Here is a 13,059-nt window from a genome sequence, read left to right as displayed (position 1 = left end):
CGCTTGAGCGCCGGGTCGATCGGTCGATATCCCATGGGTCACCTCGGTAGGGATTTTGCTCCTACATGGGTGTCCAGGAAAATTAGACCACTGCACATCGGCTCCTACAGGAAGATTTAAACCTCGAGGGTAGCCAGGTCGCCCTTGTCTTCCAGCCACTGCTTGCGGTCGCTCGCGCGCTTCTTGGCCAGCAACATGTCCATCAGCTTGGCCGTGCCGTCGTCGGCTTCAATGGTGAGCTGCACCAGGCGACGCGTATCCGGGTGGACGGTGGATTCGCGCAGCTGTGCCGGATTCATTTCGCCCAGGCCCTTGAAGCGAGTGACGCTGACCGCGCCCTTCATCTTCTCCCGCTCGACCTTTTCCAGCATCAGGCGCTTCTCTTCTTCGTCCAGGCAATAAAACACCTGCTTGCCCACGTCCACGCGGAATAGCGGCGGCATGGCGACGAACACGTGGCCCAGGCTGACCAGGGTGGGGAAGTGCTTGAGGAACAGGGCGGATAGGAGCGTGGCGATGTGCAGGCCGTCGGAATCCGCGTCGGCGAGGATGACTACCTTGCCGTAACGCAGGCCGCTGAGGTCATCCTTGCCGGGATCGCAGCCGATGGCGACGGCGAGGTCGTGCACTTCCTGCGACGCGAGTACGGCGTTCGATTCCACTTCCCAGGTGTTGAGGATCTTGCCGCGTAGCGGAAGGATCGCCTGGAAGTCCTTGTCACGTGCCTGCTTGGCCGAGCCGCCGGCCGAATCGCCCTCGACGAGGAAGATTTCGGTGCGGGTGAGATCGGTGGAGGCACAGTCGGCGAGTTTGCCGGGCAGGGCAGGGCCGGAGGTGATCTTCTTGCGGACTACCTGTTTGGCGGCCTTCAGGCGTGCGCTGGCGCGTTCGATGGCGAGCTGGGCGATTTTCTCGCCGGTTTCCACGTGCTGGTTCAGCCACAGGCTGAAGGCGTCGTGCACTACGCCCTCGACGATGCCGGCAGCGGCACGCGAGGACAGGCGTTCCTTCGTCTGGCCAGCGAACTGGGCGTCCTGCAGCTTGACGCTGAGCACGAAGGCCAGGCGCTCCCAGACATCTTCCGGCGCCAGCTTCACGCCGCGCGGCAGCAGGCTGCGCAGGTCGCAGAACTCGCGGATGGCATTGGTGAGGCCGGAACGCAGGCCGTTCACATGCGTGCCGCCCTGCGCGGTGGGAATCAGGTTGACGTAGCTTTCCTGCACCAGGTCGCCTTCCGGCAGCCAGGCGAGGGCAACGTCGAGTGCATCGGTTTCGCGAGCGAAGTGCTTGACGAAGAGGCCGGACGGCAGCGCTTCCGCGCCCTGCAATTCACCGCGCAGGTAGTCGGGCAGGCCGTCTTCGAAGTACCACTCGGTGGTTTCGCCGGAGGCTTCGTCGAGCAGGCGTACCGTGAGGCCCGCGCAGAGCACGGCCTTGGCGCGCAGCAAGTGCTTGAGCTTGGAAACGAGGATCTTCGGTGTGTCGAAGTACTTCGCGTCCGGCCAGAACCGCAGCGTGGTGCCGGTCTTCTTCTTGGGAACGGTGCCGATGACTTCGAGCTCGCTGGAGCGGTCGCCGTTGGCGAAGCTCATGCGGTATTCCTGGCCATCGCGACGGATGGTCACGTCCACCTTGTGCGACAGCGCATTGACTACCGACACACCCACGCCGTGGAGGCCGCCGGAGAAGGCATAGTTCTTGTTCGAGAACTTGCCGCCGGCATGCAGGCGCGTGAGGATCAGTTCGATGCCGGGCACGCCCTCTTCGGGATGGATATCCACCGGCATGCCGCGACCGTCATCGGTGACTTCGACCGAGCCGTCGTTGAATACCGTGACGTCGATGGTCTTCGCATGGCCGGCGAGGGCTTCGTCGACCGAGTTGTCGATGACTTCCTGAGCCAGGTGGTTGGGCCGCGAGGTGTCGGTGTACATGCCGGGGCGGCGCTTGACCGGGTCAAGGCCGCTGAGGACTTCGATGTCTGCAGCGTTGTAGCGAGTATTCATGGGGTATCGAGGCCGTTCGTAGCCGGGCAGGATGGGGTCAGGTCACTGGAATGGTCAAGCCTGAGGGTGTGGCGTATCAGCTGGCGAGATTCCTGTGGGCGATTTCTGTAGGAGCCGATTCATCGGCGATCGGGTGCTTGCGACAGTCTGACCCACTGCCGCGGGATCGCCGATGAATCCGCTCCTACAGGGAAAGCTGAGCACCCATCAAAGCGGCGCGCAGTGCCACTCGAGCCATTCGCGGTCGGCGCCGTCAAGCAAGGGCGACAGGGCGGCACGTACGGTGGCGTGGTAGTCGTCCAGCCAGGCGCGCTCCGAAGGCTCGAGCAGGCGCGGTTCGAGGCCGCGACGGTCGAACGGGCACAGGGTGAGCGTTTCGAAGGCGAAGAAGTCGCCAAACTCGGTGCTGTCCGCCTGGGTCACCACCGCGAGGTTCTCGTGGCGAATACCGTAACGGCCCGGCTTGTACAGGCCCGGCTCGATTGAGGTGATCATGCCGGTCTCCAGCGGCACCAGCCCCACGCCACCCCGGGGCGGACGGATGCTGTGAGGGCCCTCATGCACGTTGAGGAAGTAGCCCACCCCGTGGCCCGTACCGTGGCCGAAGTCCATGCCGGCCGCCCACAGCGGCGCGCGGGCGAGGGCGTCAAGCTGCGGGCCGCTGGCACCCTTGGGAAAGCGTGCGCGCGACAGCCCGATCATGCCCTTCAGCACGAGCGTCGAGTCACGCCGCTGCTCGTCGGTGACGGGACCCAGGGCGAGCACACGGGTGATATCGGTGGTGCCGCCGAGGTACTGGCCGCCCGAATCGATCAGCAGCAGGCCCTTCGCCGCGAGTGGGCTGAAATGCTCTTCCGTGGCCCGGTAGTGCGGCAGGGCGCCATTGGCCTGGTAGGCGGCGATGGTCGAGAAGCTCTCGCCGATAAAGCCCGTCTGGGCGGCCCGGGCCTCGCGCACGATGGTGTCGACGTCCAGTTCGCTTAGCGGCTCACCGGCGGCGACACCTGCTTCTATGCGGCGGAAGGCATGGGCCAGCGCCGCGCCATCCCGGCGCATCACGTCGCGGATGTGATCGAGCTCCTCGGTCGTCTTGCGCGCCTTCTGCGCCGTGGACGGGTGCGGCGCGCGGATCTGCCGCACCGTGGCGGGGAGACCCTCGAGAATGGATACGACCACACGGCCGGCATCGATCAGGAGCACCGCATCGTCTGGCAGGGCGGCGATGGCCGAGGCCGTCGTACCGTAATCCGCCAGGGCGATGCCATCCGCGGTCAGTTCGCGTTTTACCTCGGTCGGGACCTTGGCAGCGTCGATGAAGAGGGTGGCTTTGTCATCGTCGAGGAGGAAGTGGGCCAGGAAGACCGGGTTGTACTCGACGTCGGCACCGCGCAGGTTGGTCAGCCAGGCGATGTCATCGAGGCTGGAGAGCAGATGGTGGGTCGCGCCGGCCCGGCGCATGGCCGTTCGTACGTGGCGCAGCTTGTCCGCGCGGTCGACCGCCGCGAAGGGCGCCGCGTGGACGAAAACGGGAGCATGGGGCCGGCCGGGCCGTTCAGACCAGATCGCGGCGGGCAGGTCCAGGTCGGTGCGCAGCGTGGCGCCCGTCGCGCCAAGCCGACTGGCGAGGCTTTCGGCGCCGGAAACGGCCAGGCTGTCGCCCGCCGCGGCAACCACATCGCCCGGGCCGAGTTGGTCGACAAGCCAGCCGACGTGCTCCGGCGTGTGCGCCACATTCAGTCGCATCAGGGGCAGGCCGCTACCGGCAAGTTCCTGTTCCGCCTGGGAGAAGTAACGGGAATCGGTCCACAGGCCGCCGCCGGTCGCGGTTACGACCAGGGTGCCGGACGAGCCGGTGAAGCCGGACAGCCATTCCCTGGCCTGCCAGCGTGGCGGCAGGTACTCGGACAGGTGGGGGTCGGCGGTGGGGACGACGACGGCGGCGACACCTGCGCGGGCCATGGCGGCGCGGAGGGCTTCGAGACGGGCGGGGATGGGCTGGGCGGTCATTCCCCGATGGTAAAACGACAGCTCCGATTCGTGTAAAATACCGATTTCCAGCACTGGCTGCTCGCATGACTCCCCTGATTTTCGTCACCGGCGGTGTGGTGTCTTCCCTAGGGAAGGGCATCGCAGCGGCGTCGCTTGCCTCCATTCTCGAGGCACGCGGTCTCTCCGTCACCATGATGAAGCTCGATCCGTACATCAACGTGGATCCGGGCACCATGAGTCCCTTCCAGCACGGTGAGGTCTATGTCACCGACGACGGTGCCGAGACCGACCTGGACCTGGGCCATTACGAGCGCTTCGTCCGCACCCGCCTCACCGGCAAGAATTCGATCACCGCCGGCAAGATCTACGAATCGGTCATCCGCAAGGAACGTCGCGGCGATTACCTCGGCGCGACGGTGCAGGTCATCCCGCACATCACTGACGAGATCAAGCACTCCATCCACGAGGCGACGCGCGGTTACGACGTGGCGCTGGTGGAAGTGGGCGGCACCGTGGGCGATATCGAATCGCTGCCGTTCCTCGAGGCCATCCGCCAGTTGCGTATCGAGCACGGCGCGGAGAAGTGCATGTTCGTGCACCTCACCCTGGTCCCGTATATCAAGGCCGCCGGCGAGATCAAGACCAAGCCGACCCAGCATTCGGTGAAGGAGCTGCGCTCGATCGGTATCCAGGCCGATGTGCTCCTGTGCCGCTGCGAAGAGCCGTTGCCGGACGCCGAGCGCCACAAGATCGCGCTGTTCACCAACGTGCCGAAGAACGCCGTCATCAGCACGATCGATGTCGACGTCATCTACAAGCTGCCGATGTGGCTTCATGAGCAGGGCCTGGACGAACTCGTCATCAAGCGCCTGGGCCTCGACGCCGGTCCGGCCGATCTCTCCAGCTGGATCCGCACGGTCGAAGCCGTTGAGCATCCGCGCGACGAAGTCAACGTGGCCATCGTCGGCAAGTATGTCGAGCACAAGGACGCCTACAAGTCGCTGGCTGAAGCGCTTCGTCATGGCGGCATCAACCAGTCCGCCCGCGTGAACCTGCACTGGGTGGACTCCGAGGACGTGGAAGCGCGCGGCGCACGCACGGTGCTCGGTGACGCCGACGCTATCCTCGTGCCGGGCGGCTTCGGCAAGCGTGGTTTCGAAGGCAAGATCCTCGCGGCGCAGTTCGCGCGCGAAACCGGTATTCCTTATTTCGGCATCTGCTATGGCATGCATGCTGCCGTGGTCGAGTTCGCGCGCAACACGGCGGGGCTCGAGCAGGCGGATTCGAGCGAGAACGATCGCAACACGCCGGATCCCGTCATCGCGCTGATCACCGAATGGACCACGGCCACCGGCGAGACCGAGCAGCGCACCGAGCGCTCCGACCTCGGCGGCACCATGCGCCTGGGTGCGCAGGAATGCCGCCTCAAGGCCGGCACGCTGGCGCGTGAGCTCTACGGCGAAGACGTAGTGCGCGAGCGCCATCGTCACCGCTACGAATTCAATAACCGTTACCGCCAGTCGTTCGAAGACCTCGGCATGGTCATCTCGGGCAAGTCGATGGACGATCTCCTGGTCGAGATCGTCGAGCTTCCGCGCCATGTGCATCCGTGGTTCCTCGGTTGCCAGGCGCATCCGGAATTCACCTCCACGCCGCGCGAAGGCCATCCCCTGTTCATCGGTTTCGTTCGCGCGGCCCGCGAGTACAAGGCCGTCCGTGACGGCGAGAAACTCGCCATCCGTTCCGAGGAGTCCGCTGCATGAAGCTCTGTGGTTTCGAAGTCGGCCTCGACCAGCCGCTGTTCCTGATCGCCGGTCCGTGTGTCATCGAGTCGATGCAGCTCCAGCTCGATGTCGCCGGCAAGCTGAAGGAGATCACCGATCGCCTCGGCATCAACTTCATCTTCAAGTCGAGCTTCGACAAGGCCAACCGTTCCTCCGGCGGCAGCTTTCGTGGCCCCGGCCTTGAAGAAGGCCTCAAGGTGCTCGACGCCGTGAAGAAGCAGATCGGCGTGCCGGTGATCACCGACGTGCACGAATACACCCCGATGAACGAGGTCGCCGCCGTCGTCGATGTGCTGCAGACCCCGGCCTTCCTCTGCCGCCAGACCGACTTCATCCAGAACGTCGCGAAGGCCGGCAAGCCGGTGAACATCAAGAAGGGCCAGTTCCTCGCCCCTTGGGACATGACGAACGTGGTGCAGAAGGCGTTCGATGTCGGCAACCACGACATCCTCGTCTGCGAGCGCGGCGCCAGCTTCGGTTACAACAACCTGGTTTCCGACATGCGTTCGCTCGCTGTCATGCGCGAGACCAACTGCCCGGTGGTATTCGATGCCACCCATTCGGTGCAGCTGCCGGGCGGGCAGGGCACCAGCTCGGGCGGGCAGCGCGAATTCGTGCCGGTGCTGGCGCGCGCGGCGGTCGCCGTGGGCGTCTCCGGCCTGTTCGCCGAGACCCATCCGGATCCCTCCAAGGCCCTGAGCGACGGCCCGAATGCCTGGCCGCTCGACCAGATGGAAGAGCTGCTCGAGACCCTCATGGAGCTCGACGGCGCCGTAAAGCGTCGCGGATTCAAGAACCACGCTTGATCGTTCCTCCGGAACGGTATGATTGACGGTATAGCGGGACCGCAAAGGTCCCGGGGAGACGGGCTGGATGGTCGAGGACAACGGGATCCATGTCGCGGGCGAACCTCGCCAGCGCGCGGTGCGTCTGCCGCAGTCGGGTCACGGCATCGCCTCGTTCGTCATCGCCCTGGTTTCCGGGCTTGTCGTCCTCGCCGGCATTTCCTTCGCCGCGCTGATGGTCGCTTCGGGCGATCCCGAACAGCACATGGAAGTGTTCGGTGTCGTCGGCCTCGTTCTCTGCGCCTTTCTCATCCTTGCCTTCGTCGGCCTCGTGCTGGGCATCGTCGCCCTGCGCCGGCAGGACCGCCGCCGCACGTTCGGCGCGATCGGGCTGGGACTCAATGCTTTCATCCTGATCGGTACCGTGGGACTCGCGTTCCTCGGTACTTTCTTTCGTCATTCCAACTCGTAACGGGAACCGCATGACCACCGATATCACCAAGATCCACGCCCGCGAAATCCTCGATTCCCGCGGTAATCCCACCCTCGAAGCCGAGATCACCCTGGCCGACGGTTCCTTCGGTCGCGCGGCGGTGCCCAGCGGCGCATCCACCGGTACGCGTGAGGCCGTGGAGCTGCGCGACGGCGACAAGAAGCGCTACGACGGCAAGGGCGTGACCAGGGCGGTCGGCAACGTCAACACGACGATCGCCAAGGCGCTTGCCGGTTTCGACGCCGCCGACCAGAAGGGCCTTGACGCCAAGCTCATCGCCCTCGACGGCACCGACAACAAGGGCAACCTGGGTGCCAATGCACTGCTCGGTGTTTCCATGGCTGCCGCCCACGCCGTCGCCGCTTCGAAGAAGCAGGCACTGTGGCAGTACCTGATGGTCGACGGTGGCGGCTCGCTGCCGGTGCCGATGATGAACATCATCAACGGCGGTGCGCATGCGGACAACAACGTCGACGTGCAGGAGTTCATGGTGCTGCCGGTCGGTGCGCCGAATTTCGCCGAAGCGCTGCGCTACGGTGCCGAGATTTTCCACGCGCTGAAGTCGGTGCTGAAGGGTCGCGGCCTGAACACCTCGGTGGGTGACGAAGGTGGCTTCGCGCCGAACCTGAAGTCCAACGTGGAAGCGCTGGACACTATCCTCGAAGCCGTGAACAAGACCGGCTACAAGGTCGGTAGCGACATCCTGCTGGGCCTCGACGTGGCCAGCTCGGAGTTCTTCAAGGACGGCAAGTACGATCTCGAAGGCGAGGGCAAGGTGTTCACGCCGGAGCAGTGGGTCGACACGCTGGCTTCGTGGTCCAGGCAGTACCCCATCGTCACCATCGAAGATGGCATGGCCGAAGGCGACTGGATCGGTTGGGCTCACCTGACCAGGGCGATCGGCGAAGGCATCCAGCTGGTCGGCGACGATCTCTTCGTCACCAATCCGAAGATTTTCCAGGAAGGCATCGACAAGAAGATCGCCAACGCCATCCTGATCAAGGTCAACCAGATCGGCACCTTGTCCGAAACGCTCGAAGCGATCGCCATGGCGAACCGCGCGAAGTACGCGGCCATCGTCTCGCATCGTTCGGGTGAAACCGAAGACACCACCATCTCGGACATCGCCGTGGCCACCACCGCGACCCAGATCAAGACCGGTTCGCTGTGCCGCACCGATCGCGTGGCCAAGTACAACCAGCTGCTGCGCATCGAGGAAGCCCTCGGCACGAAGGCTCGCTACGCCGGCCGGGACGCGTTCCCGAGCCTGTCCAAGCTGCCCGGCTGAGTCGTGCCTTGAGCAACGCGGCAATCCTGCGCTGGATCGGACTGATCCTCGTCATCATCCTCATCGCGCTGCAGCTGAAGCTGTGGGTCGGCGGTGGGGGCATGGCCGAGGTCGATTCGCTGCGTGCGTCGGTCCAGAAACAGACCGAGGAGAACGCCGTGCTGCTCAAGCGCAACCAGGCGCTTGCCGCGGACGTGGAAGATCTCAAGCATGGTGAGCAGGCCACCGAAGCGCGTGCGCGCCAGGAACTTGGCCTGATCAAGCCGAACGAGACGTTCTACCAGATCGTCGAGCCGGGAGCGGCGACCAGTGCGCCGCCGCCCCCGCCGCCCGTCGGTCCCGGCACCCAGTGATGGATGCCCTCTGGTGCGTGGTACCGGCCGCCGGCAAAGGCGTCCGGGCGGGTGGTGACCGGCCGAAGCAGTACCAGGCCCTGGGCGGTCGGCCCTTGCTCGACCACACGCTTGAACGCCTGGCGGCACATCCGTGCATTGCCGGGCTGGTCGTCGTCATTGCGGCGGGCGACCCTCATTTTTCTGCCGTCGATGCCATCGGTGGCAAACCCCTCGTCGTCGCCTTAGGCGGCGGCGAACGCAGCGATTCGGTGCTGGCCGGCGTCCTCGCGTTGCCGGCTGTCGTCGCGCACGATCATTTCGTACTCGTCCACGACGCCGCGCGCCCGTGCGTGCGCGCCGACGACATCACCCGCCTGATCGAGCAGGCGGGGAAGGGCGAGGGCGGCCTGCTTGGCGCGCCCTTGCGCGATACCCTCAAGCGCGCGGACGCCACCTGTCACAGCACCGCCACCGAACCGCGCGAAGGTCGCTGGCGGGCGTTCACGCCGCAGATGTTCCGGCGTGGCGCGCTGGCGCATGCACTTGGCCTTGCCGCCACCGACGGTATCGTCGTCAGTGACGAGGCCATGGCGATGGAGCGCACGGGTGTCATGCCCTTGCTGGTGGAAGGGTCGGAAGACAACATCAAGGTGACCACGCCGGCGGATTTCGCGCTGGCGGAGTTCCTGCTCGGGAGAACTCGGTAATGCGTATCGGACAGGGATTCGATGTCCACGCCTTCGGTGAAGGCGACCACGTGATGCTCGGCGGCGTGCGCGTGGCGCATTCGCAGGGTGTGCTTGCGCATTCGGACGGCGACGTCGTTTTGCATGCGCTTTGCGATGCACTGCTCGGTGCGCTGGCGCTGGGCGACATCGGCAAGCATTTTCCGCCGTCGGACGAGAAGTGGCGTGGTGCGGACAGCCGCAGCTTCGTTCGTGCCGTGGCCGCCATGCTCGTCGAACGCGGTTATACGCTCGGCAATGCCGACATCACCGTGATCTGCGAGGCACCCAAGGTGGGCCCGCACGCGCAGGCCATGCGTGAAGTGATCGCCGCCGATCTCGGTGTCGACATCGACGCCATCAGCATCAAGGCGACGACGACGGAAACCCTGGGTTTCACCGGTCGCCGCGAGGGCATCGCTGCCCTGGCGACGGTGCTGGTGCAGCGGTCATGAGCGAGAGCGAGTCACGCACCGCGACGCCGCGTCTTCACGACAGGCTGGAGGCGATTACCGACCTCCTGCGCCGGCGCGAAGGGCTGCTGGCATTCGCCGGCGCGGCGCCGGATCGCGATGATTCGCCCCTCGGTGCGGCCGATGCGGAACTGCAGGCACTCCTCGACGGCCTGCATCCGGCTGATCTGGCGGATGTGTTCGAATCGCTGCCACTCCAGGATCGCCTGGCGGTATGGCAGCTGATCCGCAGCGACCGCGACGGTGACATCCTGCTCGAAGTCTCGGACTCGGTGCGCGAATCGCTCATCGCGGACATGGACGATCGCGAGATCCTCGCGGCTGTCGAACCGCTCGATGCGGACGAACTTGCCGACCTTGTCGACGATCTGCCGACCGAAGTGCTGCCTGAACTCATGGCCAGCCTCGACGCGCAGGACCGTGAGCGCGTACAGGCCGCCATGTCCTATGAGGACGACCAGGTCGGCGCGCTGATGGACTTCGACATGGTCACCATCCGCGAGGACATCAGCCTCGAGGTGGTGCTGCGTTACCTGCGCCGTTTCGACGAATTGCCCGCGCAGACCGACAAACTCTTCGTGGTCAACGTGGACAGCGTGCTGACCGGTGTGCTGCCGCTGCACTGGCTGCTGGTGAATTCGCCGGACAAGATGGTCCGCGAGATCATGGCGCCCGACGTGAACACGTTCCGTCCTGAAGATGACGCCTACGACGTGGCCCAGGCCTTCGAGCGCTACGACCTGATCACCGCACCCGTGGTGGATGCAGGCATGCGCCTGATCGGCCGTATCGCCGTGGATGCGATGCTGGACTTCATCCGTGAGGAAAGCGAAACCGAAGCGCTTTCGCGCGGTGGTCTGCGTGAAGAGGAAGATATTTTCGCCTCCGTGTGGAAGTCCGTGCGCAACCGCTGGGCATGGCTGGCGATTAATCTTGTGACCGCCTTCGTCGCGTCGCGTGTCATCGGCCTGTTCGAACACTCCATCGAGAAGCTGGTGGCATTAGCTGCGCTGATGCCCATCGTCGCTGGCATCGGCGGTAATTCGGGTAACCAGACCATCACCATGATCGTTCGGGCCATGGCGCTGGAGCAGGTCGGTACCTCGCAGGTGCGCCGGCTGTGGCGGAAGGAACTCGGCGTGTCCCTGTTCAACGGCGTGGTCTGGGGCGGCGCCATCGGTATCGCGGCGTGGCTGCTCTACGGCAACCCCGCGCTCGGCCTGGTCATGACCGCCGCCATGACACTGAATCTCCTGCTCGCGGCCTTCATGGGCGTGGGCATTCCCATGCTGATGATCAAGCTCGGTCGCGATCCCGCGCTGGGCTCCAGCGTGCTCATCACCGCCGTGACCGATAGCGGCGGTTTCTTCATTTTCCTGGGGCTGGCGACGATTTTCCTGCTCTAGAAGGCCGTAAGACATGACAGACAACGAACTACCTTTCGCCTTCGGCGCACCGCCGCTGCGTGGCCGACTGCGCTCGGCGCCCGAGGATTTCTTCGTCGAGGAAATCCTCGGCTATGAGGCCGACGGCGCCGGCGAGCATGCCTTCCTGCTGGTCGAAAAACGCGGTGCTAACACGGAGTGGGTGGCGCGCGAACTGGCGAAGTTCGCCGGCATCCAGCCGATGAATGTCGGCTATGCGGGAATGAAGGATCGCCACGCGGTTACGCGCCAGGTGTTTACCGTGCACCTGCCTGGCAAGGCCGATCCGGACTGGTCGGCCTTGCCGTCCGAGGACATGAAGATCCTTTCGGCGGGTCGCCATTCGCGCAAGATCAAGCGGGGTGCGCTGCGCGGCAACCGCTTCGTGCTGGTGCTGCGTGAAGTGGAGGGTGATCGTGCCGCCGCCGAGGAACGGCTCGCCGCCATGGCGAAGCGTGGCGTGCCCAATTACTTCGGCGAGCAGCGATTCGGTCTCGGCGGCAACAACGTGGCGCAAGCGAAGCAGATGTTCGGCGGTCGCCGCGTCGATCGCGACAAACGTTCCATCCTGCTCTCGGCCGCGCGCTCGCACATCTTCAATGGCGTGCTGGCGGAGCGCGTCGGGGCAGGGCAGTGGGACGCGCCGATGGATGGTGAAATCTGGTCATTGGAGGGCTCGCGCTCGTGGTTCGGGCCGGAAGAGTTCAACGACACGCTGGCCGAGCGTCTCGCGCGCTTCGATATCCATCCGTCGGGGCCGTTGTGGGGCGATGGCGAGCCGCCGAGCACCGGTGCCGTCGGTGAACTCGAGCGTGCGGTGGCCGCACGTGATGAGGACCTGGCGAAGGGGCTGGCTGGGGCACGGATGGACCAGGAGCGCCGGGCGCTGCGGTTACTGCCGCGCGATCTGGCATGGCGCTGGCTGGATGACGGCGCGCTGGAGGTGTCGTTCGGGCTGCCGGCGGGGGCCTATGCGACGACGGTTCTTCGGGAAGTGGCCGCGACCGTGTAACTCCTTGTGGGAGCCGCTTCAGCGGCGATGGCCTCGAGGCAACCTGGCTATCGCCGCTGAAGCGGCTCCCACACAAGGCCTGCGCAGGTTTTCTGTAGGAGCCGATTCATCGGCGAATGGGTGCTAGCCGTAACCGGACCCGCTGCCGCGGGATCGCCGATGAATCGGCTCCTACAGAAATGCCGCAGACTCAGCCTTTGAGCAGGACGACGACCGCGCCGGTGCCACCCTGCATTGGCCGGGCGGAGGCAAACGCCACCACGTCATCGCGCCGCCGCAGCAGGCGGTCGGTCAGGCCCTTCAGCACCGGACCCGCGGCCCTGGAGCGCAAGCCTTTGCCGTGGATGATCCGCACACAACGGATACCGTCGTGGCGACATTCGGCGAGGAACTCGGCGATCGTCATCTGTGCCGCGGCGGCGTTCATCTGGTGCAGGTCCACGTCGGCCTGGATGCTGAACTGCCCGCGCTTGAGTTGCTTGAGCAGTTTCGGCGGGTAGCCGTCACGCAGGTACGACAGCTCTTCGCCCACTTCCAGGTCGGCGGGGTCGTAGTCGAACAGCAGCGATTCCGCTGGTACGGCGGCCTCATCGGCGTCGCGCATGTGCGGATACGGTTCGGGGCGCGGGCGCTCAGGCAGCGACTCGACGGGCGCCATGGGCCGAACGTCGCCGATCGCCTCCCGAAAGAGCCGGCTGTCGTCGTCAAGAAGAGGTGGCGCGCGTCGCTTCATTACCCTCATCCT

Annotated in this window: 12 protein-coding genes; 9 read left to right on the top strand and 3 right to left on the bottom strand. The window is 65.3% G+C overall.

What is annotated here, in order from left to right:
- Positions 1-116 precede the first annotated feature (116 nt).
- Both parE and C8J98_RS15040 read right to left on the bottom strand, forming a co-directional pair.
- Positions 117-2,006 carry a DNA topoisomerase IV subunit B gene (gene parE / locus C8J98_RS15045; RefSeq protein WP_107913991.1) on the bottom strand — a complete coding sequence of 630 codons (1,890 nt, stop codon included), beginning with the start codon at positions 2,004-2,006 and terminating at the stop codon, positions 117-119.
- Between the two features lie 207 nt (positions 2,007-2,213).
- A complete protein-coding gene (locus tag C8J98_RS15040; protein ID WP_107913990.1) occupies positions 2,214-4,013 on the bottom strand; it encodes an aminopeptidase P family protein in 1,800 nt (599 codons plus the stop codon).
- Positions 4,014-4,078: 65 nt separating this feature from the next.
- On the opposite strand from C8J98_RS15040, the gene C8J98_RS15035 reads away from it, so the two are divergent.
- The 9 genes from C8J98_RS15035 to truD all read left to right on the top strand — a co-directional run bounded on the left by C8J98_RS15035 (position 4,079) and on the right by truD (position 12,314).
- Positions 4,079-5,758 (top strand): CTP synthase, encoded by a 1,680-nt coding sequence (locus C8J98_RS15035; protein WP_107913989.1) that lies wholly within the window; start codon positions 4,079-4,081, stop codon positions 5,756-5,758.
- Positions 5,755-6,585: a 3-deoxy-8-phosphooctulonate synthase gene (gene kdsA, locus C8J98_RS15030; protein ID WP_107913988.1), complete on the top strand. Its 831-nt coding sequence runs from the start codon at positions 5,755-5,757 to the stop codon at positions 6,583-6,585. The genes C8J98_RS15035 and kdsA overlap by 4 nt, the downstream gene beginning before the upstream one ends.
- Before the next feature lie 67 nt (positions 6,586-6,652).
- Positions 6,653-7,036 carry a hypothetical protein gene (locus tag C8J98_RS15025; protein ID WP_107913987.1) on the top strand — a complete coding sequence of 128 codons (384 nt, stop codon included), beginning with the start codon at positions 6,653-6,655 and terminating at the stop codon, positions 7,034-7,036.
- A 10-nt stretch (positions 7,037-7,046) separates the two neighbouring features.
- Positions 7,047-8,345, top strand: coding sequence for a phosphopyruvate hydratase (gene eno / locus C8J98_RS15020; protein WP_107913986.1), 1,299 nt, complete (start codon positions 7,047-7,049; stop codon positions 8,343-8,345).
- A 23-nt stretch (positions 8,346-8,368) separates the two neighbouring features.
- The gene (gene ftsB, locus C8J98_RS15015) at positions 8,369-8,698 is read left to right on the top strand and encodes a cell division protein FtsB (RefSeq protein WP_107914012.1); all 330 of its coding nucleotides are present in this window, start codon (positions 8,369-8,371) and stop codon (positions 8,696-8,698) included.
- Positions 8,698-9,387: a 2-C-methyl-D-erythritol 4-phosphate cytidylyltransferase gene (gene ispD / locus C8J98_RS15010; RefSeq protein ID WP_107913985.1), complete on the top strand. Its 690-nt coding sequence runs from the start codon at positions 8,698-8,700 to the stop codon at positions 9,385-9,387. The genes ftsB and ispD overlap by 1 nt, the downstream gene beginning before the upstream one ends.
- Positions 9,387-9,860 (top strand): 2-C-methyl-D-erythritol 2,4-cyclodiphosphate synthase, encoded by a 474-nt coding sequence (ispF, locus tag C8J98_RS15005; protein ID WP_107913984.1) that lies wholly within the window; start codon positions 9,387-9,389, stop codon positions 9,858-9,860. The genes ispD and ispF overlap by 1 nt, the downstream gene beginning before the upstream one ends.
- Positions 9,857-11,284: a magnesium transporter gene (gene mgtE / locus C8J98_RS15000; protein WP_107913983.1), complete on the top strand. Its 1,428-nt coding sequence runs from the start codon at positions 9,857-9,859 to the stop codon at positions 11,282-11,284. Before ispF ends, mgtE begins: the two co-directional genes overlap by 4 nt.
- Positions 11,285-11,297: 13 nt before the next feature.
- Positions 11,298-12,314, top strand: a complete 1,017-nt coding sequence (truD, locus tag C8J98_RS14995; RefSeq protein ID WP_107913982.1) for a tRNA pseudouridine(13) synthase TruD — start codon at positions 11,298-11,300, stop codon at positions 12,312-12,314.
- A 190-nt stretch (positions 12,315-12,504) separates the two neighbouring features.
- On the opposite strand, the gene C8J98_RS14990 is transcribed toward truD, so the two are convergent.
- A complete protein-coding gene (locus tag C8J98_RS14990; RefSeq protein WP_107913981.1) occupies positions 12,505-13,047 on the bottom strand; it encodes a Smr/MutS family protein in 543 nt (180 codons plus the stop codon).
- Positions 13,048-13,059: the final 12 nt, after the last annotated feature.

The sequence above is a fragment of the Luteibacter sp. OK325 genome (assembly GCF_003050935.1).
Classification (GTDB): domain Bacteria; phylum Pseudomonadota; class Gammaproteobacteria; order Xanthomonadales; family Rhodanobacteraceae; genus Luteibacter.
Note: the sequence above shows the minus strand (reverse complement) of the source record. Positions and strands in the feature narration are given on the sequence as shown.

Excerpts from the sequence above, each read along its gene's own strand:
- parE (WP_107913991.1), bottom strand. The coding sequence starts at position 2,006 with ATGAATACTCGCTACAACGCTGCAGACATCGAAGTCCTCAGCGGCCTT.
- C8J98_RS15040 (WP_107913990.1), bottom strand. The coding sequence starts at position 4,013 with ATGACCGCCCAGCCCATCCCCGCCCGTCTCGAAGCCCTCCGCGCCGCC.
- C8J98_RS15035 (WP_107913989.1), top strand. The coding sequence starts at position 4,079 with ATGACTCCCCTGATTTTCGTCACCGGCGGTGTGGTGTCTTCCCTAGGG.
- kdsA (WP_107913988.1), top strand. The coding sequence starts at position 5,755 with ATGAAGCTCTGTGGTTTCGAAGTCGGCCTCGACCAGCCGCTGTTCCTG.
- C8J98_RS15025 (WP_107913987.1), top strand. The coding sequence starts at position 6,653 with ATGGTCGAGGACAACGGGATCCATGTCGCGGGCGAACCTCGCCAGCGC.
- eno (WP_107913986.1), top strand. The coding sequence starts at position 7,047 with ATGACCACCGATATCACCAAGATCCACGCCCGCGAAATCCTCGATTCC.
- ispD (WP_107913985.1), top strand. The coding sequence starts at position 8,698 with ATGGATGCCCTCTGGTGCGTGGTACCGGCCGCCGGCAAAGGCGTCCGG.
- ispF (WP_107913984.1), top strand. The coding sequence starts at position 9,387 with ATGCGTATCGGACAGGGATTCGATGTCCACGCCTTCGGTGAAGGCGAC.
- mgtE (WP_107913983.1), top strand. The coding sequence starts at position 9,857 with ATGAGCGAGAGCGAGTCACGCACCGCGACGCCGCGTCTTCACGACAGG.
- truD (WP_107913982.1), top strand. The coding sequence starts at position 11,298 with ATGACAGACAACGAACTACCTTTCGCCTTCGGCGCACCGCCGCTGCGT.
- C8J98_RS14990 (WP_107913981.1), bottom strand. The coding sequence starts at position 13,047 with ATGAAGCGACGCGCGCCACCTCTTCTTGACGACGACAGCCGGCTCTTT.